This window comes from Rhodococcus sp. IEGM 1351, from assembly GCF_030056875.1.
Lineage (GTDB): Bacteria > Actinomycetota > Actinomycetes > Mycobacteriales > Mycobacteriaceae > Rhodococcus_F > Rhodococcus_F opacus.
In genome coordinates this window covers 237,857-260,153 of the sequence record NZ_JASHKU010000013.1, presented here as the reverse complement: position 1 = coordinate 260,153, position 22,297 = coordinate 237,857, and the positions used below count along the sequence as shown (strand labels likewise).

At 66.6% G+C, this 22,297-nt stretch carries 18 protein-coding genes and 5 pseudogenes; 11 read left to right on the top strand and 12 right to left on the bottom strand.

Going from position 1 to position 22,297, the window contains the following annotated elements:
- A pseudogene (locus QM806_RS23500) lies at nt 1-148 on the bottom strand (alanine dehydrogenase); the annotation flags it as partial.
- A gap of 469 nt (nt 149-617) precedes the next feature.
- Here QM806_RS23500 and QM806_RS23495 point away from each other — a divergent pair.
- The 3 genes from QM806_RS23495 (at nt 618) to QM806_RS23485 (ending at nt 6,465) form a co-directional block, all read left to right on the top strand.
- Complete coding sequence (locus QM806_RS23495) at nt 618-2,147, top strand: hypothetical protein (RefSeq protein ID WP_005569582.1); 1,530 nt, start codon at nt 618-620, stop codon at nt 2,145-2,147.
- Between the two features lie 213 nt (nt 2,148-2,360).
- Nucleotides 2,361-3,593: a hypothetical protein gene (locus QM806_RS23490; protein ID WP_054247423.1), complete on the top strand. Its 1,233-nt coding sequence runs from the start codon at nt 2,361-2,363 to the stop codon at nt 3,591-3,593.
- Nucleotides 3,594-3,612: 19 nt separating this feature from the next.
- Complete coding sequence (locus QM806_RS23485) at nt 3,613-6,465, top strand: FtsW/RodA/SpoVE family cell cycle protein (protein WP_054247424.1); 2,853 nt, start codon at nt 3,613-3,615, stop codon at nt 6,463-6,465.
- Here the strand turns inward: QM806_RS23485 and QM806_RS23480 are convergent, their stop codons facing one another.
- Together QM806_RS23480 and QM806_RS41735 are read right to left on the bottom strand one after the other, a co-directional pair.
- Nucleotides 6,466-7,455: a rod shape-determining protein gene (locus QM806_RS23480; RefSeq protein WP_043788722.1), complete on the bottom strand. Its 990-nt coding sequence runs from the start codon at nt 7,453-7,455 to the stop codon at nt 6,466-6,468.
- Nucleotides 7,456-7,554: 99 nt separating this feature from the next.
- Nucleotides 7,555-7,707 (bottom strand): annotated as a pseudogene (locus tag QM806_RS41735) (TMEM164 family acyltransferase); the annotation flags it as partial.
- 249 nt (nt 7,708-7,956) lie between these two features.
- On the opposite strand from QM806_RS41735, the gene QM806_RS23470 reads away from it, so the two are divergent.
- The gene (locus QM806_RS23470) at nt 7,957-8,211 is read left to right on the top strand and encodes a recombinase family protein (protein ID WP_283293028.1); all 255 of its coding nucleotides are present in this window, start codon (nt 7,957-7,959) and stop codon (nt 8,209-8,211) included.
- 169 nt (nt 8,212-8,380) lie between these two features.
- Nucleotides 8,381-10,186, top strand: a complete 1,806-nt coding sequence (locus QM806_RS23465) for a zinc ribbon domain-containing protein (RefSeq protein ID WP_283293026.1) — start codon at nt 8,381-8,383, stop codon at nt 10,184-10,186.
- 3 nt (nt 10,187-10,189) lie between these two features.
- On the opposite strand, the pseudogene QM806_RS23460 reads toward QM806_RS23465, so the two are convergent.
- The 3 genes and pseudogenes from QM806_RS23460 to QM806_RS23450 all read right to left on the bottom strand — a co-directional run.
- A pseudogene (locus QM806_RS23460) lies at nt 10,190-10,753 on the bottom strand (YwaF family protein); the annotation flags it as partial.
- An 18-nt stretch (nt 10,754-10,771) separates the two neighbouring features.
- Nucleotides 10,772-12,118, bottom strand: coding sequence for a permease prefix domain 1-containing protein (locus QM806_RS23455; RefSeq protein WP_043788718.1), 1,347 nt, complete (start codon nt 12,116-12,118; stop codon nt 10,772-10,774).
- Nucleotides 12,118-12,480 (bottom strand): PadR family transcriptional regulator, encoded by a 363-nt coding sequence (locus tag QM806_RS23450; RefSeq protein ID WP_005246523.1) that lies wholly within the window; start codon nt 12,478-12,480, stop codon nt 12,118-12,120. The genes QM806_RS23455 and QM806_RS23450 overlap by 1 nt, the downstream gene beginning before the upstream one ends.
- Nucleotides 12,481-12,610: 130 nt before the next feature.
- On the opposite strand from QM806_RS23450, the gene QM806_RS23445 reads away from it, so the two are divergent.
- Nucleotides 12,611-13,354, top strand: a complete 744-nt coding sequence (locus QM806_RS23445) for a Clp protease N-terminal domain-containing protein (protein WP_005564588.1) — start codon at nt 12,611-12,613, stop codon at nt 13,352-13,354.
- Between the two features lie 31 nt (nt 13,355-13,385).
- On the opposite strand, the gene QM806_RS23440 is transcribed toward QM806_RS23445, so the two are convergent.
- Complete coding sequence (locus QM806_RS23440; protein WP_005564586.1) at nt 13,386-14,282, bottom strand: glucose 1-dehydrogenase; 897 nt, start codon at nt 14,280-14,282, stop codon at nt 13,386-13,388.
- Between the two features lie 113 nt (nt 14,283-14,395).
- A pseudogene (locus tag QM806_RS23435) lies at nt 14,396-14,659 on the bottom strand (helix-turn-helix transcriptional regulator); the annotation flags it as partial.
- Between QM806_RS23435 and QM806_RS23430 the strand changes: the two are divergent.
- Nucleotides 14,658-15,140 (top strand): annotated as a pseudogene (locus QM806_RS23430) (aldo/keto reductase); the annotation flags it as partial. The pseudogenes QM806_RS23435 and QM806_RS23430 overlap by 2 nt on opposite strands.
- Here QM806_RS23430 and QM806_RS23425 read toward each other — a convergent pair.
- Entirely contained in the window at nt 15,137-16,006 is an 870-nt protein-coding gene (locus QM806_RS23425; RefSeq protein ID WP_043788708.1) for a hypothetical protein, read from the bottom strand. The pseudogene QM806_RS23430 and the gene QM806_RS23425 overlap by 4 nt on opposite strands.
- Nucleotides 16,007-16,397: 391 nt before the next feature.
- Between QM806_RS23425 and QM806_RS23420 the strand changes: the two genes are divergently transcribed.
- From QM806_RS23420 to QM806_RS23410, 3 genes are all read left to right on the top strand, one after another.
- Entirely contained in the window at nt 16,398-16,697 is a 300-nt protein-coding gene (locus QM806_RS23420) for an RGCVC family protein (RefSeq protein ID WP_320443183.1), read from the top strand.
- Nucleotides 16,698-16,798: 101 nt separating this feature from the next.
- Entirely contained in the window at nt 16,799-17,563 is a 765-nt protein-coding gene (locus tag QM806_RS23415) for a haloacid dehalogenase type II (RefSeq protein WP_054247428.1), read from the top strand.
- 101 nt (nt 17,564-17,664) lie between these two features.
- Nucleotides 17,665-18,069, top strand: coding sequence for a hypothetical protein (locus QM806_RS23410; protein ID WP_054247429.1), 405 nt, complete (start codon nt 17,665-17,667; stop codon nt 18,067-18,069).
- Between the two features lie 57 nt (nt 18,070-18,126).
- On the opposite strand, the gene QM806_RS23405 is transcribed toward QM806_RS23410, so the two are convergent.
- Together QM806_RS23405 and QM806_RS23400 are read right to left on the bottom strand one after the other, a co-directional pair.
- Nucleotides 18,127-19,116 (bottom strand): glutamate ABC transporter substrate-binding protein, encoded by a 990-nt coding sequence (locus QM806_RS23405; RefSeq protein WP_054247430.1) that lies wholly within the window; start codon nt 19,114-19,116, stop codon nt 18,127-18,129.
- Nucleotides 19,116-20,477 carry a GlnX family signal transduction membrane protein gene (locus QM806_RS23400; protein WP_005262739.1) on the bottom strand — a complete coding sequence of 454 codons (1,362 nt, stop codon included), beginning with the start codon at nt 20,475-20,477 and terminating at the stop codon, nt 19,116-19,118. Before QM806_RS23400 ends, QM806_RS23405 begins: the two co-directional genes overlap by 1 nt.
- Nucleotides 20,478-20,628: 151 nt before the next feature.
- On the opposite strand from QM806_RS23400, the gene QM806_RS23395 reads away from it, so the two are divergent.
- Nucleotides 20,629-21,720, top strand: coding sequence for an ABC transporter substrate-binding protein (locus QM806_RS23395; protein WP_043788706.1), 1,092 nt, complete (start codon nt 20,629-20,631; stop codon nt 21,718-21,720).
- Between the two features lie 21 nt (nt 21,721-21,741).
- On the opposite strand, the gene QM806_RS23390 is transcribed toward QM806_RS23395, so the two are convergent.
- Entirely contained in the window at nt 21,742-22,170 is a 429-nt protein-coding gene (locus tag QM806_RS23390) for a nuclear transport factor 2 family protein (RefSeq protein ID WP_283293020.1), read from the bottom strand.
- Nucleotides 22,171-22,297 lie beyond the last annotated feature (127 nt).

Here is a 22,297-nt window from a genome sequence, read left to right as displayed (position 1 = left end):
AGTCCTCATCGGCGAAGGAGGAGCCGATGCCGGCTTCGGATTCGATGATCACCTCGTGGCCGCGTTCGGTGAGTTCGTGGACACCGGCGGGGGTGATGGCCACCCGGTATTCGTGGTTCTTGATTTCGCGGGGGATACCGATTTTCACGGGTAAAGCTCCTGAGCCTGTGGGTGTGGGTTGTGCGCGACGGGCGTCGCGGCGATCGGTGAATGTGAGGTGCATCACTTGATCGCGGGACCAAGTATGAATATTCGCCAATTCAGTGCCAAGAGAACTGCAGATAATTCTGTTTGAGAACGTGACGGCTAGTGAAGATTCAGTTCGGGGAGTGGATGAAGCCCCGGAACCGAAGCATGTTCAGGAGTCGAGCGGTCAGCCGAGCCGCCACCCCAGCCTGCCCAACCGCCGGGGAAAGGGGCGGGAGGACATCCGGGTCGCATCGACGCAGCGAGGGCTGCAATGACCGACGAGCACCTGTACATCCGGGCGCTGTTCCCACTCACGTTCGCGAGGCCGTCGAGCACTCGCCCTGTCCAGGCCGCGGACCTGACAGCGTGTCCTGCGTGGTCGCCGCATGGGTTGTGCCGGACCGCGAACAGCGAGTACAGCGAAAGATATGACGTCGACGAAGGGGACGCGGTGGTTGCCGTTGGTCGCCGTCGCGGTGCTCGTCGTCGTGCTCGCGGCGAGCGGGATTATTCCCGTCTGGCCGGGACTGCTGCACCTGGTTGCGCTGCCGCCGCTGGATCAGTTCGCGGACCTGCGACTTCTGCTGGTACGTACCGCCTCGTGGCCTCAGTTCCTGATATTGCTGGCCGTGGTGTCGGCCGTGCGGGTCATCCTGATGGCCTGGCTTCTCGGTGGACTCGATGCCCGACGCCTCCGCTTCGCCGCAGTGTTCTATGCGGTGGCGTTCGGCCCCGTCCTCTTGGCGACGCTCGGTGACGCAACCGCCTACGCGACGCTGTACTCGCGGGCGTTTTGGCCGGCGGTGGCGCTGGTCGGGCTGCTGGTCCTGATACTCGGCTCGGTCCCGTGGCAGGGCGGGGTCACCCTACGCGGTGCGATGGCGCGGGCGTGGCGTCGCGGCCTGCGGATCGAGGTGATGGTGCCGTACTGTGCGGCGGTCCTCGCGCTCGGCGCTCTGGCCGACCGGGCCCCGGCCCTCACTGTGCTGCTCGTGCCGGCCTCGGCTGCGGCGACAGGGCTGACAGTGTGGGCGATGGACCGTGCGCCACTCACCCGGCCCGTTACCGCATTCGTCGCCGTCCTCGTCGCGGTGACGGTGGCGTCGGTGGTCTTCGTTCAGACACGACGCTATGACGATCCGGAACCCGGGTCACGACAGGCCGGTTCGCTGTTCATCATGTCCGGAATCAATTCGCGTTCGGGGCAGGGGAGCATCCACCGGGCGGACGTGCACCGGCTGGGTTACGAATGCGATCAGGTCTATTACTTCTCCTACGCCGGCCCCGGCGACGGACAGCCTCAGCGCGACTCGACGTGTCCGATCAGATCGGGGGTCCCGTACGAACCTGCCGACACCCAGCGCCCCGTCGAGGAACAGGTCGCGTTGTTTGCCGAACAGACCGCTAACCTGCAGCGGCCGTTGATCGTTGCCGCACATTCCCATGCCGCCTGGATCGCGTGGGAGGCGGTTGCCACGGGTCGGGCGCGGGTCGACGTGCTGGTGCTGGTGGGTGTCTTTCCGGAAACACCGCTCGGCTTTCCGCCGCCGGACGTCGACCGACGGGGCAGGGTGTTCGGCGACCTGTTGCGGTGGGCGGCGCCCGCGACCGACATCGTCTTCTTCCCCTTCGACCCCGATACGCCCGCGGCGCGGCAACTGCTCGGCACCGCGGGCAGTGCACAGGCCATTCTCGGCGAGCCGCTGCCCGGGGAGGTGCGTGTTCTGAGTATCACCTCGGCTGCCGATCTTCCACTGATGCCGCACGGCTGGCGGCTGGACGTCGAACGCAATGGCTGCCCGGTCCGCGCCGCACACTCGTCGCTGCCGACATCGGCTGCGTTCGACGACGAGGTGATCCGGTTCCTGGACCACCGGGATTCTCCACCGTGTCCGATGTGGCGGGACTGGGGTGCGGTCGTGATGCAGGCGTTCGGGGTACCGCCGAGCGTGAGCTGACCGGCACCGTGGCGAACCAGCTGTCTGATCGACGACACACAATTGTGTCGAAGCGGTCGGGGCGATTTCTCGGACGCCGGAGCGCGGCCCGGAGTTAAATGGAATGACACAGGCGTAAAGGATTTCGGCAGCGAGTAAGCCCAACTCAAGGTCCGCCGCCGCCCGCTCCGGTGTCGTCCCAACCGTGCGGGAGGCATAGCGTCGGGGTGCACGATGATCGAAGCAGTGACAGGGCTCCTTGCGAGGAGAACCGAGCCCGCCGATGCCCGCCCCGACCCGCCCGAACACATCGATTACGACGAACGTGTCCGCGGTGTCCGACTCGGACGACTTCTTGCGGTGGCGGCCCTGACACCAGCCCAGGCTGCGCTACTCGTCGCGGATGCGCTCGATCAGCTCGAACCGGCGCGCAGCGAAGGGCCCTACCCACTCCACCTCCGGGACGTGACGGTGTCCGAAAGTGGACAGCTCACGATCGGGTGCACGGGCAGTGCGTCACGGCACGACATGAGCGAGGCGGTGGCCGAGCTCGTCCGACGTATCGCGACGAACTGTCGCGGTTCGGCATTGGCCGACCGGTTGCACGAATCGCTCGCCGAAACAACAGATCTGGATGTGTTGGGGCAACGGGTTCGTCAGGCGATCGCACCCGACGTCGACCCGGCACAGGAGAGCAGGAAGCGCTGCCAACTCGCCGGGCTCGTCGCCGCGACGATGGGACGGCCGCGTACTGACAGTCGAGTCGTGGGGGAGCGGACGGACGTACAGGACTGGCCGTATGTTGCGGAGGGATCCACCCTCGCACCGTCAGGCTGGTTCCCGCCGGTCCGGAATCCGTGGCATCGCAAAAGGAGACGACCGTCGCGGCGGCAGGGAGCGCTCGGTCTGATCGCGATCCTGATACTCGTCGCTGCGGCGTTGATGGCTCCACGGGTGTGGTCCGAGCTGCGCCGGGGGTGGGACGCCGTCCTGAATCCCGTGAATCCCGCGGAGCAGAATCAGATTCGGCCCGTGTCGCCGCCTCCACCGGAACCCCCAGCTGATCAGGCCGCGCCGGCGACGACCGATGTCGGCCGGGCGCCGTCGTCCGTCGACGTCGGTGCCCCCGGGAGCGCGGGCCCGATCACGCTCGTCACGGCCACGCGCGCCAACGGTGAGTGTCGCCCCGGGCAAGCGTGCGCGATCCGGGTCGACGTTCACCTGGATCCGGCGGCAGCTGTCGGCGCCGTGACCTGGCGGGTGAACGTGTACGACCGCTGTTCCGGCGAGGTGCGGACGGGGAGTGACGTGTCGCTGCCCGTTCAGCCCGGGTCGCAGCAGGTGTACGGCATCGTCCGGACCGATCTGCCGCCGGGCGCCGCGCTCGCCATCGGGGCCGTCACCAGCGCCCCGGCGACGGCCGCGTCCGAGCCGCTGCTGGTGCCCGCCGAAAACGCTCGCTGCTGAGCGCCGGGGGAGGGGTGGGATGCACGACGACAAGCATGATGACAAGCACGATGACAAGCACGAATCCGACCCGTGGATCGTCGGTGCGGCGATCGTTCTCGTCGTGCTCGGCCTTCTGAATTTGCTCTCGACAGGGAAGACAGCAGACGCTGTTCGCCACACGCTCTTCGCCGTTGCCGGTCTCGGCATCATGTATGTGGTGTCCCGTCTGCGGATGAGTGATCTCCGCGCCTTCGGCTGGGCAGTGTTCACCGTGGCCACCGTGTTGCTGGCGGTCGTGCCGCTCGCGGGGGTCGCGACCAAGGGTGCTCAACGCTGGCTGGACTTCGGCGTATTCACCGTCCAGCCGTCCGAACTGGCCAAGCTCGCCCTGGTTCTCGTGCCCGCGAGCATGCTCGCCGGTGGGTTCACGCCGGCACGATTCGTCGCGACCTTGGTGATCGGGGGCGTACCCATTGCACTCGTCGCACTCCAACCCGACCTGTCGACTGCCGTCGTCCTCGTTGCGACGGCGGGATTCATGCTCATCCTCGCCCGCGTCCCGCTGCTGCCTCTGGTTCCGCTGTTCGTGCTGGGTCTCGCGTCGCTTCCGCTGGCCGTGCTCTTCCTCCGCCCCTACCAACTCGAACGGGTCCACGTGTTCTTGTCGAGCAACGCCGACCCCGCCGGCGCGGGATGGGCCGAGTTACAAGCGAACATCGCGATCGGCAGCGGTGGCCTGTGGGGGCTGGCGCGCGACCCGATGTACGCGGTGCGGGCCGAGTATCTTCCCGAATCGGAGCACGATCTCGCGTTCGCCAGCCTGGTGTACGGGTGGGGTTTGACCGCCGGCTTGGCTGTCGTGGTGGCAACTTCGGTCATCGTGTGGCGGGCTGCACTCTCCGCGCGCACGGCGCGCACTCGCGAGGCCGCACTCGTTGCGGCCGGAATCGGCGCGTTGTTCGGCATCCACGCGCTGGTGTCGATCGGTCAGAGTCTGTCGCTTCTGCCCCATACCGGCATGCCGATTCCGCTCTTCAGCTACGGGGGCACCGCCGCCATCGTCGGTTTCGTCGCCATCGGACTGGTGCTCGCGGTGCGCCGAGACGGCGTCGCGCGACCGCTGTGGACCCCGGATCCCCGACGGCGACGCCGCCCGCGCGGAATGTCGGCGGGCACCCTGACGATGACCGCGGCACTCGTCGCGATGTCGGTGTTCGCCTGGCAGTTGCAGCACGACCGGGGTGCAGAATTCCGGGCGATGAGCGATCAGCAGATGATGCGGTGCATCCGCCTGCCCGCAGAGCGCGGACTGATCCTCGACCGCAACGGAATTCCGCTCGCGGTCAATGTCGCCGAGTACGCCGTGGCGGTGGTCGCTCGGATGTTCGAGGAGAACGACGACACCCGCAGCCGGTTGGCCGCTCTGCTCGCCACGTCTCCCGACGAGTTGGCGGACCTGATCGAGGCCGGTGGCGAGGGGGAGTCTCAGGTGGCGGTAGGCAGAGTCGCGCCCGACCAGGCTCGCCGCATCGTGGATGCGCGACTTCCCGGTGTGCTCGTGGTGCCGTCCGGCCGCAGACAGTATCCGTACGGTGCCGTGCTCGCCTCCGTCCTCGGGCATGTCGGAGTCGCCGACGCAGACGACATGGAACGCTGGCCGCATCTCGCGCTCGGGTCCCGGGTCGGCAAGGCGGGACTCGAGAAGCAGTACGACGCTCTGCTCCGCGGCAGCGACGGCAAACAGTGCGTGTACGTCGATCCGTCCGGGCATCCGGTAGCGACCGGCGAACGCGTGGACCCGGTGCGGGGCCATGATCTGCGCCTGCACCTCGACATCGGGGTGCAGAACCTGGCGACCGACGCACTCGTGGAGGCGATGCGAACCAGCAAGGGCGACCTCGGTGCCGCCGTCGTGATGGACGCGCGGACCGGAGCCGTGCTGGCCCTCGCCAGCGTCCCGGGCGCCGACAACAACGTCTACGGACCTCCGGCCGACCTCGTCGCCCTCGCGGCGCAGAGTCAGACCCCGGGGCCGAGCCCGTTGGTCAACAACGCCACCCAGACCGCGGTCCCGCCCGGCTCCACCTTCAAGATCGTCGTCGCGGCGGCGAATACCCAATACCCGGTGCTGTCGCCGGACACGGTGGTCGACACGGGCGCGGCCTACACCTACGGCGGCCACACCTTCCGGAACTGGCAACCGATGGGCCCGCACAATCTGCTCCAGGCGATCCAGTGGTCCGACAATGTCTACTTCTACAAGCTCGGTGAACTCCTGGGCCCGGAGAAGATGGCGGACGTCGCGGGGCAACTGGGCGTCGGCCGACGATCCGGGATCGACCTGCCCGGCGAGGCCGAGGGATTCCTCGGCACCCCGGAGAACGTCGGAAGCATCGGGGCCACCTGGTATCCCGGGTCGACCCTGTTGATGGGTATCGGGCAGGGCACCGTCAGCGCGACCCCGATTCAGGTGGCGCGCTGGACGTCGGGCATCGCCACAGGTGCGATGGTGACGCCTCAGCTCGCTGCGGCGTACGGGTCGGAACTGACCCCCATCCCGACAGCGGAACCGCAGCGCCTACCGTTCGCAGACCTACTCGGTCCTGTCCGGGCAGGCATGCGAGCGTCCGCGTCGGCCGGGACCGCCGGGCAACTCGCGGACCTCCCTGTACCGGCCGGCGCGAAGACCGGCACGGCGGAGGACCCGTCGGCGCCCGGCGAAGGACTCAACGCCTGGTTCTCCGCGGTCGCGCCTTTCGACGCCCCCCAGATCCAGGTGTCGGTGCTGATCCGCGGCGGTGGCTTCGGGTCGGCGACGGCGGGCCCCGTGGTCAAGAAACTTCTCGAACACTACTTTCCGCGACCACCCGTCCCGGCGCCGAATCGGTGATCAGCTGCTGTACGCGGCAACCACCTCAGGATGAACCAGACACGCCGTGGCGCCTTCGGCGACGCAGGTGAGCGGGCGTTCGGCCGTCTTCACCGGGAACCCGAAGGCCTCCTCGAGCAGCTGCGACAGGCCTCGTAGCATCGCCCCGCCGCCGATGACGAGTAGCCCTTCCGACATCACGTCACCGATCGCCTGGGGAGGAAGGTCCTCGAGACACTCGGTCAGTGTCTGCACGATTCCGGTTGTGGTCGGACGCAACGCATCCACGATCTCCTCGGTCTCGAGTGTGACGAATCGCGCCCGTCCGGTAACGGCGTCGCGACCCTCCACGACGAGTGACTGCCCTTCGTCGGTCTCCGGTGCGCCCAGTTTCGCCCGCTCGGCGGTGAGTTCGCCGACCACGATCTTGTGCTCCGACCGCAAGTACTGGTATAGCGCGTTGGTCAGTTCGTCCCCCGCGAGTCGGCAACTGCGGTGGGAGAGAATGCCACCGAAACAGATGGCGGTGATTTCCGAAGTGCCGCCGCCGATATCGACGACGAGGTGTGCGCGTGGTTCCATGGGGTTGATTCCGCAACCGAGCGCACCCGCCACCGGCTCCGGTATTAACCCCACCTTCCGCAAACCGGCTTCGTGGCCGACCTCGAGCAGGGCCCGACGCTCGAGTGGGGTGGCACCCGCGGGGACCGAGATGACTCCCTTGGGCCGCAGCCCGTATCGCCTTGCAGAGGAGACCCGTTTGATGACGGCCGTGACGAATGCCCGCGCCGTCTCCAGGTCCACGATCACCCCGTCACGCAACGGTCGAACCGGCGTGATTCCGATAGGAGTGCGGCCGACGAGACTTCGCGCCTCCGTGCCGATTGCAAGAGCACGGTGCGGATCCTTCGTTCGAACGAGCATGAAGGACGGCTCGTTCAGTACGATGCCGTCGTCGGGAGTTCCGACGACAGTGTTGGCAGTTCCGAGATCGATTCCAAGTCCACCCACGTCGGCCTCCATCGGGATTCCAGCGAGATGGATCTGATGTTACGCAGCGGCAGCGTCGTTCGGAAGATAATGCGTGACACCAAAGACGCCGGGACAACGTCAGGACGGCAGGGGGCCTTCCTCGGCGCGTCGTCGTGCCCGCTCCCACGGCCAGGTCATCAGGGCCCACACGACGAGAATCAGTGTCGTCGCCGTCAGTAGGTACACCGGCCAGGGACCCAGAACGTCCAGAAGGGTCGCGGTGGCAGGCTCTCAACTGTTACCGTAATCCCTAATACTTCCTAATCCTTCCTGTTGCTATCGGATCACGCGCATCGGCGAGGCGGCGGCATACCTGAAGATGTCGGTGGGAGTCCGGAAGGCCGCGCCGGAGGGCCGGTTACCGTCTCGGCGTACAGGTTCCGGTCACGAGTCTTCGATCGGGAGGATCTCGACGTCTACCTGGGTCGACCTGCACCGGAGAGTGTTCCAGCCGACAGGGCGGAAGCGTTGTACTGCCGGGTGTCCGGCTCGACCGGTCAGGAATCCTCGCTCGCCTATCAGGAGAAGATGCTGCGTGAGAGTGCCGCCGGCACCGTGTACCGGGTCTACAAGGATCATGGTTCAGGTCTGCGGGAGACCCGGGCGGGACTGAATCGGATGCTCGAGGACGCAGCCAAGGGTCACTTCACGGTGGTGCGAGTGGTGTGGCGGGATCGGTTGGCGCAATTCTCCGGTGGCGTGGATCGAGCGGTACTTGTCGGCGGTCGGGGTTAAGGTCGAGGTCCGGCGTGACCATGGGGACAAGTCGCTGGTAGAGGAGCTGATGGATGACTTCATGGCAGTGCTCGCTTCGTTTTCCGGCCGCTTCTACCGATTGCGGTCGAAGGAGCATCAACGTCGACTTCTTCGGCGATGCGGCGGCCCGGTGGAGAGGGGCTAGCTGATGGCCGATGCCGGATTGACTGCGCTGCGACAGTTCTCGTTCACCACTCGCCCCTACCTGGCTGTCGATGACGCGACCGGTGCGCCGATCGGGCTCGACGACCTCGACGTTCGTGTCGGGTGGATGCTCGACCTGATCTCCGGTGCCGAAACCGAGCTGATTTCGCGGCTGTGGCAATCGGCCACCTTCGATGTCCTCGCCGCCGGATGTGACAGCCACGGCCGGAAACTCCCGATGCACGGTCATGTCGCTGCTGCGCGTCTGGGCTGGACCCCGCACTACCCGGACGGGGTCTACGTCCCGTCGCGTGTCACGCGGGTGGTGACCGCGCAGGCGGTAGGCACTTTGCGGGCTCTGGCATACCGAGACACCGCGATCACTGCACTGTCGGCCCGGTTCGACCCGGCCACCGGCCGCATCGCCGCACCCACCACCGCTGCGGAGTACGTCCCGCCCGGATTCGCCCGTGGCGTGGTGCGGCAGCTCACAGCGCGCTCACCCCGCACTGCCGGCGCGGCAGACGCACGCCTGCGGATCACCGACATGCAAGCACCACCCCAGACCTCGGCGATGGCTCGGCTTTCCGCAGCGGATCGACAACTCGCACACATGACCGTCACAGACGCCGTCATGACGTTGACAGTCACACTACCCACCACCGCCGCCCCGACAGCACGCGCGCAGTGGCGACGAGTCCGGCTGACCGCCGCGATCCCACCGCACCTGCATCGGCGGCCGATCAGCGAGTGGCATCTACCGACCCTGGTCCTCGACCACCGAGGTCTGCTGTTGCGGTGCGCTGCCACCGAAGCAGTCCCCGCCGCTGATCTGACATCGGGAACGACGGCGGTGGGCGTGGACTGGTCTCCGTCCACTCTCGGTGTGGCCGCCGTCGCCACACAAACCCCGGAGGGTGTGGTCTCGGACTATCGGGGTTTCACGTACGACGACCGAGGCCTCGGGATCAAGCTGGCACGCCTGCAAACCGAAGGGCAACTGCTGCACCGCAAAGCTGCTCGCCTGCGCCGGCTCGCCGCGACCGCACCCCCCGAGGTCCGAGCACAACTCGACGCGAAGATCGCCGTCCTCGACGGGCACCGCACCGCTGTCGGCATCAAACGGGCAAAGATCAACCGGGAAATGGCGTTTCACTTCGGCTGTCAGGTTGCCGACTTCGCTGCCGCGGCGGGCGCGACGGTGATCGCGGTGGAAGACCTCACCACCCTCGAAACCCGCGGGCATGGGCATGTCAACAACAATCGGGCCGCGCAATCGGCCCGCCGCCAAGCCGTCGGCGCTCTCACCCACACCGCCGCCGGTGTCGGTGTGACGGTGGTGTCCGTACCAGCACGAGGATCTTCCGCGTTGTGTCCGAGCTGCAACGAACCACTCTCTCGCCTCGGCGGTTACCACCGGGCATGGTGTGTGCAGTGCAAAGTTGGCGGAAACCGTGACCATGTGGCGGCCGTGAACCTGGCCAAACGGGCATTGCTGGGACGTGGAAAAGCGGTTCGGAAGCGCGGCCGGAATCCGCGGATCCGGGTGATCGAGCATGCGCCGGTGCGCCAATGCCGCGACAAGATGTGTCCCACTCCGAGCAGGCAGCGGCATCGCCGTGTCCGTCGTAGTGCTCCCGCCGCGACACCTCAGGTGGGGGTGAACCAGACAAAGACTGTTCCTGCGCCACAAGCGTCGGTGTGGGACACGGTAAAACCTGCAACACCGCAGGGTGTTACGGGTAGCCGTGAAGTACATACATCTCCAACGCCAGCCACGTCAGTGGTAGGAAGTATGAGATCTATGTAGACGCTTTCTGTTGAGGAATCCGTAGTTGGTTCCGGCGACACGGTTGAACGTGAAGGTAGACGCCGCCCAGACGACCGTGACCAGGACCGTGAACCGGTAGCTGCGCCACCGAGGCCGCATCCTTCGGCCCCACGTCAGATAGATGGCCGCCCAGACCACGAGCAGGTGAATCGCCCAGAACGCGAGGAACTGGTAGTGGGGGAAGTCCGGACCGGTCAGAACAGGCGAGATCAACGCCTGGGTGCTCAGCACGAGTCCCCAGTAGTACGTGAGCGCGTAGGCCCACTGCGCCCGGGACCACAGCGCACAGGCCGCCGCGACGGTCGCGAGATCGGTCAGGCGCAGCGGTACCGAGCCGTCGATGGTGGGCGGAAGCGAGAAATAGACCAGTGTCGCGCCGTAGATCGCGGCAGTCAGCACCGCAAGGACGCGGCCGAGGCGTCGGGCCTGCGATTCGGTCTGGCAGCGTCCGCGCCAGACCAGAATCGCGGACCCCACGACGAACAGCGCGATCATGGCCCAGTAAGACGGGCCGTATGCCGTGAATTCCCTTTGCGAGGAAAACAATCTCGATCAGCTCCGTGGTCACACGAAGTCGAAAACCGGTGGGAGAACGCCGACCATCAACGCCGCCCACACGCCGAAGACGGGAAGGTAACGGGTCTGCCAGCGTTCGGTGGAGCTGAAACCGCGGCGGCCGCGCAGGAACCCGAGGATGAGATGAGCCGACCAGGTCAGGTTGACGAGGAGGACCAGGTTCATTCCGAGTGCCGCCACCTTGTTCGGGGTGAAGCCGAATTCCGCGATTCGAGTGAGCATGGCGAACAGCATCAGCAGGTCGACCGCGAGGGCACTGACGACGAGGACGAGTTGGAGGCGGTCGAACAGGTCGGGTGGCAGGTAGGGGTCACGGGCGGAAATCGCGTACAACAGCAATCCAAGGACGACGACGAGAATGAGATCCATCAGGATCAACAGGTTTCGGTCGACGTCGACGACGCTGCCGGTCGTAGCGAATGCCGTGAGCAACACGAGCAGCATGAGCGTGGTCAGTGGGGTGAACACGCGGGTGAGGACTGGGGCGATGTTCTCGACTACATTCTGTTTCGCCTCCACGAGCCATGCTGCGACGATGACCGCGCCGGCCGTCCCGAACGGCAGCACCCAGTCCTCGATGAACCACTCGACACTCAGGCCGAGCGCGTCGAACGCACCGATCGTCAGGCCGATGAGGACGCCGCCGCCGAGGGCGAGGAGGGTCAGGTAGACGACCCATTCGCCGGTGAATCGGATGAAGTCCATTCGCCGCCGATCCGATCGCCACTGACCCCCGACATACGCAAGGCCGACGGCGAACCACAGCGCGATCGGTGCGTGGATCGCCGCGATCACCTCGGTGGCGCCGTTCGACGCGAACGGGAAGACGTTCAACAGAACCGCCGCCAGGGCGAACGGCACCAGCAGTACCGCGGCGAGCCGGGGCGTGACCTGTCGCTTCCAGGCGAAGTATCCGGCGAGGAACGGAAGAACGAACAGGCTGAGGTTGCGTGCGAGGTCCTGCTCGCCGAGTGTCGTCACGCCTGCCTTGACCGACAGTGCCGCGCCGACGGCGAGCCCGAGAACGACGAACAGCTCACGTGTGGGGCGAGTGCCGTCGCCATCCGACGCGGCCGGCATCAGAACGAGTTGCTTCCACAGCCGATCGGAGTGCTCGCGCGCGAACTCGCGGGAGATGTCATCGACGTTGCCCATGCGTTTGACCGCGACCAGGAATGCCTCGTCGGTCTGCAGTCCGGCGGCGGACAGATCCGAAATTTGATCGCGTAGATGGTCTTCCATCTCGTCGGTGTCGGCGGCGGATATCGCGTGACGGCGCTCGACGTAACCCCGCCACTGGCCGATCTGCGATTCGAGCTCCTTGTCGGTATCCATCACGACCATCCTTCGGCGGAGGCTGGGGGCAGTTGGACGGAGCGCCACACCTGGCTCAGAGCGTCCGCGACGACGTCCCATTGGGCGCGTCGTTCCGCGAGCATCTCCCGGCCCGCAGCGGTGATCGTGTAGTGCTTACGCCTTCGCCCGCTGTCGGAGGCTCCCCACGATGCCGACACGTATTCCAACCTTTCCAGGCGATGCAGAAGTGGGTACAACATTCCGTCGGTCCACTGAATCCGTCCGCCGGACAAGTCGTTCACTCGTTTCAAGATGGCATACCCGTAGGACTCGCCTTCCGCGAGAATTCCGAGCACGAGGGGAGTGGCCGAAGCCGCCACTAGATCTTTCTCGATATGCATAGAACCCCTATCCCTAGATCTGCTAGTTATAAAAACTAGCAGATCGGATCGCGGGTGGTGCGCAGCTCGCGGAAGTCGAAAGCGACAACCTGGGGTTGACGCTCACGGTCCGTCAACCTAGAGTTGACGCATGGAGACTTCAGATCGCACGACCCCACCCATCCGACTCGACGAGCTCATCGACGCGATCAAGAAGGTGCACGCCGAAGCCCCGCTCGAGCAACTCACCGACGCGGTCCTCGCCGCGGAGCACCTCGGTGAACTGGCCGACCATCTCATCGGCCACTTCGTCGACCAGGCCCGCCGCTCGGGGGCATCGTGGACCGAAATCGGCAAGAGCATGGGCGTCACGAAGCAGGCCGCGCAGAAGCGATTCGTCCCCAAGGATCCCGGGCAGGCCTCCGACCTCGACCCGAATCAGGGATTCAGCCGGTTCACTCCGCGCGCACGACAGGTGGTGGTGGTCGCGCAGAACGAGGCCAGGGCGGCACGCACCGCCGAGATCCTGCCCCAGCATCTCATCCTCGGACTCCTGGCCGATCCGGAAGGGCTCGGCGCCCGGGCGATCTCCGCGCAGGACGTGACACTGGATTCGGTCCGGCACGCCGCGACCGCGACTCTGCCCCCCGCCGTCGAGGAGGTGCCCGCGCTCATTCCCTTCGATGCCCAGTCACGCAAGGCGCTCGAACTGACGTTCCGTGAGGCACTACGTTTAGGGCACAACTACATCGGAACCGAGCACATCCTGCTGGCCCTGCTCGAGGTCGAGGACGGGGTCGGAGTGCTCACCGGACTGGGTGTCGACAAAGCTCGCGCCGAGCAGAACATCGCCGCCAACCTCGACGCCATCGTCGCCGCCCGCGAAAAGGAGTGACCTCGCAGGGCCTCCGTCACTCACGCGGTGCTCAGGTGAAGGGCGTCCCGCCGGTGACGCCGAGCACTTCTCCGGTGACGTAGCTGGATTCGCTCGATGCGAGGAATACGTACGCGGGTGCCAGTTCGGCCGGTTGGCCGGGCCTGCCCAGAGGCACGTCGTCCCCGAACTGCCGATAACCGTCGGCGGGCATTGTCGCGGGGATCAGCGGCGTCCAGATGGGCCCCGGTGCAACGGCATTGACCCGGATTCCCCGCTTCGCCACATCAGCCGCCAAACCCTTGGTGAAATCGATGATCCCTGCCTTCGTGGTGGCGTAGTCGAGAAGCCCGGGAGACGGATTCATCCCTTGGATCGACGAGGTGTTCACGATCGTCGATCCAGGTTCCATGACCGCGACGGACTTCTTGCACAACCAGAACAGCGCGTAGAGGTTCGTGCGCAGGACACGGTCGAATTGCTCGGTGGTGATGTCGGCGATACCACCCGTCTGCACCATCTGAAAGGCCGCGTTGTTGACGAGTATGTCGAGACCGCCGAGTTCACGGACCGTCAGATCCACGAGAGCCTGACAGTGGTCCTCCGACGTGATGTCACCGGTCGCGACGACGCCTCGTCGTCCGGCCTCTTCCACCAGTCGCACGGTCTCCCGTGCGTCCGACTCCTCGGCCTCCAGGCAACTCACCACGACGTCGGCACCCTCGCGAGCAAACGCGATCGCCACCGCCCGTCCGATGCCCGAATCCGCGCCGGTGATCAGGGCGTGGCGACCGTCGAGGCGGCCGCTTCCCCGATAGGACTTCTCGCCGTGATCCGGGGCGGTCACCATGTCGGAGGTCAGTCCCGGGTGCGGTAACTCCGGTTGGTGTTCGCGATCGGGGGCGGGGTACTGCGTAGTGGGATCCTGCCGGACGTACTGGTCGGCCATTCTCGTACCCTTCTTCGTCTTCTGTCGAATCGGCAAGCCGGACTGATAAGTTCGTCGAATCAGTGAGAGGCGCTTCCCGCGACGCTTACCCCTTCGAGAGGACCCGGAAACCGTCAGGGCAGGGGGCCGGCGTGCGATAGTGCGGTGTTCGTGCGTATGCCGTGAGCGTCTTTGCCGGGGGAGGCGCCGAACAGGCGGCGGTATTCGCGATTGAACTGTGAGGGGTTGTCGTAGCCGACACGATGCCCGACGCCCGCGACGTCACCGGGGTGGGCGACCAGCATCGAGCGGGCGTGTTGCAGTCGAATTCGTTTCTGAAACTGCACGGGGCTCATGGCAGTGACTCCTCGAAAGTGCCGGTGAAACGCTGATGCACTCCCGTGGAGCCCACTGAAGAACGGTTTCCTGTCCGGCAAATATCGCCGCGGCACAGAGGTCACCGACTCCGCCCGCACCGCCTTCGTCGGCGGTCCGACCGACGCCGAGTTCGTGGTCATCGACGCCGTCGCCGCAATCGCCGACGACCTTGCGACCACTTCGGCGGCCGTTGCGCCGGCCTGGCTGCGTGCCCGATCCGGGACCGTCGTGCCTATCCTCCGCGCCAGGCGCGTCGAGCACCTCACGGATAACATCGCCGGCCTGGAGGTGACCCTCAGCCCCGAACACCTCCGCACGCTCGACGAAGTCTCGGCGCCGACACTGAATTATCCGGCGCCGATGCACGGCGAGCAGCGGGCGATGCTCCTGTTCGCCGGCACCACGGTGGACGGGGAATCGTCCACCGTGTATCCACCGCTGCTGCAGAGCGACGTCCGAAGCCGGCCGGGTGAGGTACGGACAGCGAGGTCGACCCCCTAGTTCGCCGGCAATATCCGCCGAACCGCGCGAATCGTGACGGCCGGGCTCGCCGGATGCCATACCTCGCGATCAGAGTAGGACCAGGCATAAGTAGGACTACCGTCGCAAATGCAGTCGAGTAGCCCCGGCTCGTCGAGTTCGTCGGCTGACCATTCGTACAATTGCTGCAGCCGCGGCCCGATCAGGCCGTAGTCCAGCATCTCACCGACGTTGTGCTCAGCGGCGACATACGCCGCGACGTCGTCCCCGAGGGGGTATCGGTCGGGGAGGACCCGAGAGAGGGACAGGAAGATCCCGGTCATCGAGAGACGGGGATCTCCGAGAAGTGGGCCGGCCGGCGCGAGCCGCCCGAGCGCCAGACGCGGCGCCGCGACCAGGGCATGGGCATAGAGAACACGGAGCAGTACGACGTTGAGGAAGAAGCGCTCCGGACGGCTCTCCGTGCAGGCAAGGTCGCGGTGGTCCAGGTAGGCGGAGGCGATGCTCGCATTGTGGGCCCGGTACCACGTGCGTGCGGTCGGATCGGCAACGAACAGCATCCACAGATCGACGGTGTGCGAGGACGGCGTCCCGCACATTCCGCCGCTCCGGGCGACAGCCTCGCAGCCGTCGCGCATCAGCCGCTCGTTGACCGCTCGCCACCACGGACTGCCGGGCGGCATCGCACCGAGCGGTGCCAGCACGCCGCGGCCGATCTGCCAGCGCATGAACGACAAAGCCGCCCGGCGGAACGGTAAGTGCCGGGGTGCGTTGCCGATCGGACCGTGATAGGTACGGGCGATCAGCTCGAGTCGGGCTGCAGGATCGTCACACACCGCATGGACCTGACTCCGCGCCCACTCTGCGGCGGAACGTCGAGAACTCACGCTCCCTATTGTCGGACCCGCCGGCGCTGGGCGGAAGTGTGCGATTTCTACTCGGCAGCGTCTGCCGTCGCACCCGGCGGAGGCCACCGATGTATGTTTCGGGTGCAACAGCGGAGAAGTCTTGTGACTTGATACGACAGCGAATGCAGAAGAGCTACAACAGACTTCCGTTCCGTCCCTCCGACCATGGAGACACTCCTACGGACCGGTCGAACGCACACCGCTGGCACCGCACTGCTCATCGGATTCGGTGCAGGTCTCACGTAGGCCGCTCAGGTCGTCACGCCGCCCGCAGCGCCGTACGCTCCCTGACGACTCGGCAATCACCCGTGATCGGAGGGTGGTGGGCGGTAGGGGGAGTAGCGTGGTGGGTGTCGAGGGTTATTCGAATATGCGCGGTCGTGCCATGTCGTCCTCGGCGCCCACACCGGCCCGCAGTCCAAGGGCCGAGAACTGGAGCGCCGCCATGGCGTCGAACCCGACTGATGTGTCGAATTTACTCGTGTCCGAGTCACCGAGCCCCGTGTCGGCGGTGGAATCGGCGGCGTCGTGCACGGCATGCCCACACAGCACGGATTCCCACGATGCGCTCGGGATTCGCTTCTGTGCCGTGACCTCGGCGCGAAGCCTCGATCGTAAGTGTATCTGCGCCGGTGAACAGGTGAGTGGACAGCACTACTCCCGGTACTGAAGCAGACGCTCGCCCACGGGCGGTCCGTGCGATTCGCCGACGGCGTGGCATGACGGCACTATTCTCATGCCACGTCGTACGTTCGAGTCGAAAGGGCGCCCATGGCTCGTGTGCAGTTCCGGTCCCCGTCGACGGGACGCAATGTTCGCGCCGTGTTGTTCGATACCTTTGGCACCGTTGTCGACTGGCGCTCCGGTATCGCCGCCGCTGTCGCGGACTACGCGGCGCGCCATCAGCTCGAGGTGGACGCAGTTGCGTTCGCCGACCGGTGGCGTGCCCGTTACCAGCCCTCCATGGACGCCATCCTTTCCGGCACCCGCGAGTTCGTGACTCTCGATATCTTGCACCGCGAGAACCTCGACTTCGCGCTCCGCGAATCGGGCATCGACCCCTCGGATCACGATGCCGGAGAGCTCGACGAGCTCGCGCGCGCCTGGCATGTGCTCACCCCCTGGCCCGACAGCGTGCCAGGTCTCACGGCACTCAAGGCCGAGTACATCATCGGCCCGCTCTCGAACGGCAATACCTCACTTCTGCTCGACATGGCCAAGAACGCCGGAATCCCGTGGGACGTGATCATCGGCTCCGACATCAACCGAAAATACAAACCTGATCCCGAGGCTTACCTGCAAACGGCGCAGTTTCTCGGTCTTCATCCGGGCGAGGTCATGCTCGCCGCCGCCCACAACGACGACCTCGAAGCCGCGCACGCTGCGGGACTGGCCACTGCGTTCATTCTCCGGCCCGTCGAGCACGGACCGCACCAGACCGACGATCTCGCGCCAACAGGCAGCTGGGACATTTCGGCCACCGACATCACTCATCTCGCAGCGCAGCTCGGTGAGGGATCGACAGGGTTCAGGTGAAGTGGCGAACCTTCGGGTCGCATGCCTCACATCTGTCAGGTAATCCTTGACGCCGCGTTCCGCCTCTGTCAGGCTATGCCTGACAGAAATGGGAGGTTGTCATGGAACTTGTCGAACGCGCCGTCAGCGCGGATATCGACGCCGCTGCTCGCGCGGTGATAACGGCGGCGGCCGCCGAAGCGAGCCGTCACGCTGACGAAATCATCGGCACCGGACCGCTTCCCGGTACGGCGGAGTGGGACGCCGAGCAGGGTACGGGCATTCCCGAAAAGCGGACCCTGGCCTGGCATCTGCTGAGTCTTCGCATCCAGCTCGCCGCCGGGCTGGACGGCGTCGAAACCGTTCTCGGCCTGCGCTTTCAGGGAGCGACGTGGGCGACCATCGGGAAGGCCGCCGGGATGACCCGTCAATCCGCGCACGAGCGGTGGGGTTCCCGCACGACCGCCCTGCTCGACCCGATGGGGACCGGCCTGCCCGAGACCGTCGCTGACGACGATCCGAGCTGAACCGGGACGTGGTGGAACTCGGGGCGACAGAGGAGGCGCCGCCGTCGGAGGGGCCGGTCAGTCCCGGTACTGCGGGGACGGTGGTCCGGGTGCCGGGCCGAGCGACGACAGCCACCGATCGTAGAGAGCACTCCAGGTTCCGTCTGTGCGCAGCCGTTCGAGTGTGCCGTTGACGAACCGGACGAGGTCGTCGTTTCCGGGAGCGAGGCCGATGGCGTATCGGGCGGAATCGGTTTCGGGACCGACGATTTCCAGATTCGGATCCTGGGCGACGAGACCGGCGAGGACGGCAGCCCCTGCAACCGCGTCGACCTGTCGCTGCTGGATGGCCATGAGGCAGTCGTCCCAGTCGGGTACCGCAAGGATCGTGGCTTTGGGGGCGATACGCGACAGCGCCGACACCGACGCCGCGTCGTGGTGCGTGCAGACCCGTCGCCGGGCAAGGTCGGCAGGACCGGAGATACCCGACCCGTCCCGCACCACGAGCCGGCGGGATGCCTCGAGATACACCGTGGAGAGCGCCAAGTCCTGGGAACCCTCACAGGGGAGGGCAACCGGACGCACGACCATGTCCGCGTCGCGGCGGCCGAGCATCTCGGCGCCGTCATCGGTTCCGAGCGGCCGGAACTCGACCCTGGTGGGATCGCCGAGTAGATCACGTGCAACCTCCCGCGCGAGGTCGACACCGAATCCGGTGAGGGTGCCGGTAGTCGGGTCGCGGAAGCTGAACAGGTTGGTGTTCTGGTCGACCGCGACGACCACCGTGCCGCGGGCACGGATATCGCCGAGAGTGCCACCGAGGCTCGGAGCCCCCGGACGGAGACTGGCCTGTGCTGCACATGCCGACGGCTCCGTGGCCGGCGGCGGCGCCTCGGACGGTGCGATGAGCTGGGCGCCGGCCGACAGGGGGAACTCCGTGAAGTCCCCGGAGAACCTCGGGGTGGGTGCATCGGGCGCGCCGCAACCTGCAATCAGGACAGCTCCGAGCACGAGGCTGCCGAGCAGCCGAGCGGAGCGCGGTCGCCGTTCCGGGTGTCGTCGCACCATCAGTGGTACTCACTCACTCTGGGCTCGATCCCCGCGACGACGGCGAGCGCTGCGGAAACGGCGAGCACGATGCCACCTACGGCGAGCGCCGCCATCGTGCGGTACGACTCCCGCATCGCGTCGAGTTCCTCGGTGCGCAGAGCCGTGATGGCGTCTTCGAGCGCTTCGTCGAGGGCCCGGAACTGGGCCGTCGATGCCGTCGATCCCGGACCGACGGCAACGTCCGCCGCGCCCTGGTAGTCGCCGTCTGCGAGCTTCTGCTGCAGGTCCCGGTGCGCGCCCCGCCATCCGTCGAACGCGGCGGACGCCCCGCTGATCGTCGGTGCGACGACGGTGTTCCGCGACGCGTCCGAATTCAAAATCTCGGCGAGTGCGTCCGTGTGCCGGGTGTAGTCGCTCCCGGCTGGATCGAAACCCGGACGAAGCAGTCCGAGCGTCTCGTCGGCGCGGGCCTGCTGGGCGAGGATCCTCGCCTTCGTGACCGCCGCGAGGGGCTCCGCGCCGTCGATCCGTGCGCGTTCGCTGGCCGACGTCGACAACAGCCCGGCGACCACGATCCATACGACGAGAGCAGCCAGCAGGACGGTCGCACACGCCAGTCCGGGATTGACCCGGCGGCGGCTTCGATGCGCCACGTACGTGTGCGCGACGGCGAGGACGACGACCCCGGCCGACGCGACCACTATGGCGGTGGCGGGCAACCTGGCAGTGTGGGACTGCGTGTCGGCGACGGCGCGGGCCTGGTCGTTGTACAGGCGTTCGGCCAAAGGCAGGATGGTGTCCTGCATGAGAGCCGATGCGGTTCCGAGATATGCCACCCCGACCGGATTTCCCGCGGAGTCGTTGGACCGTGCGGTCGCCACCAGGTCCGTGTACACGGCGACGTGCCGCGACATCTCGGTGAGCAGTCGCAGCGATTCGACGTCGCCTGAGGTGACGCCGTACGACGCGGTGACGAGTGCGTTCGACGCGTCGCCGATCGCCTGGTTGTACCGGTCGCGCACCGCCAGCGGCTCGATGGCACCCGCGATGAACGACGACGTCGCTGCCGCGTCGGCGATCGACAACGAACTGAACAGGTTCTGCGCGGCGTCCGCGAGCGGTTCGGTGTGGGCGCGAAGGGTTTCCATGCGCTGCTGCCGCGCGGCCACCACGGCGGACGTCACGAGGCCGGCCGTCAGCGCGACCGCGACGAGGACGACGGCGAGGAGGGAGAGGCGTCCTGGTGTGGACGCAAGGAATTCGCGCCAGGGGCGCCGCCGGACCTCGGGTTCGACGAGCAGGGATTCGTTCAGGAGATGCTCGGCCGGCGAAGTGTCACGATCTCCGCTGGATACGACGCCGCGGTCCTGGTGGAACACCTTCTCCTCCTCATCCCTGCACACAGTGTGCGCCGATCACGGTCGGAAAACACCGAAAGCATCGACGTGCGCGAGTAGCCTGCGTCACCCGCGGGTATCTCCAGACTGGGCACGATCGGACTGGAGATCCGCGGGTCATGAAGACAAGCTCATGAAGACAAGGGTGCGCACGTTCTGCGTCGCGGCTGCGGTCGCAGCGATGGCGCTCGGGGCCTGCGCGGCCCCTGCACCGCGGGCCGACGACGAAACGGAGAAGGTCTTCTTCTTCTTGCCGAACACGACGACCACCCGATTCGTGGAGCGAGACGAACCCCTGTTCACCGACTTCCTGGAGCTGTTCGCGCCGGAGGCGACGGTGACGGTCCGCAACGCCGAGGGTGATCCTGCCCGTCAGCAGAGCCAGGTCGAGTCGGCGATCGCGGAGGGCGCGTCCGTGCTTGTGGTGATCTCCGCGGACGCGAGATTTTCGGGTGGCGCCTTGACTGCCGCCGCCGAGGCGGACGTTCCGGTAGTGCTCTACGACCATGACGCGGTCGGTGGACCGGCAGACGTTCAGGTGATCTTCGATCCACTCGAGGTCGGCCGACGGCAGGGGAGCCGCGCCGCGGATCTGATCGCCGCGATGCCCGGCGACGGTGTGAAGATCGCCCGGGTGGAGGGAAACCTCGGTGAATACGGGACCCGTCAATTTCGGCTCGGTCAGGACGAGTATCTGCAGCCACTCGCCGACAGTGGCAAGATCCGCGTGGTCTGCGAGACCGCGATCGACGACTGGGACCCCGCCGAAGGTCAGGCATTCGCGGAGGAATGCCTGACCCGCGAGAACAACGACATCGCGCTGTTCGTCACCATGAACGACGACCTGGGAGGCGGAATCGTCGCGGCACTGGCCGGCCGCGGGCTCGACGGACGGATCCCGGTCACCGGGGGGCAGGACGCCAATCTCGCTGCGCTGCAACTGATCGCGCAGGGAACTCTCGACAACACGATCTTCAAGAATCTGTCCGACCAGGCGAAGGTCGCCGCGCAGCTGACCACATCGATCCTCCACGGCGAAGGCCCTCCGGAGGAGATGATCAACGGCACGATCGACAACCAGTACATGGCCGTGCCGACGGTGTTCCTGCCCGTGCAGAACATTACGAAGGACAACCTCCAGGTCGTGGTCAACTCCGGCTTCTACACGTGGCAGCAGATCTGTGCGCCGGATCCGGCATCCGCGGTGTGCGGGGAGCACAGCTGAGCCGGGCGGAACTCGGCGAGTTCAGCTCAGAGGCGCGATGACACCGCGGTCGCCGACTTCGGCGCCGACGTCGATCACCCGCCCGGCCAGCAACCAGCCCGACGGTCCGCGTCGCCACTCGTCGCGGTACTCACCGAGGCACTCGTACGTCGCGCCGGCACGGTCGCCGAGGCCGACGTGAAACGCCCGGAAATAGGAGCGAGTACGCGCCGCGTCACCGTCGACGTCGACGTCGACGTCGATGTTGCCGAGCAGGTGCTGCGTGGCGCCGCAGACGTCGAGGTGGGAACGGACGCGGGCGACCACGTCGGCCCGCCCGGTCCGCCCGTAGGCCACGACATCTTCGGTGAGCGTCGCCGCGAACCCCGGCCAGTCCTTCGTGTCGAGCAGGACGGCCACGACGTGCAGGCGGTCGGTGATCCGGACGCGGTCGGGAGCGGGCTCGGGCATGGCTCGATCTTCCTCGGAGGGCCGGCCGCGTCGGCCCGGAATCTCGCTGATCGAGACTGTCCGGTGGCGTAACACCGTCGGGCTGCGGGTGGGGTGCGAAGGTTGGGTCGCATACGGTGGCAGTGGC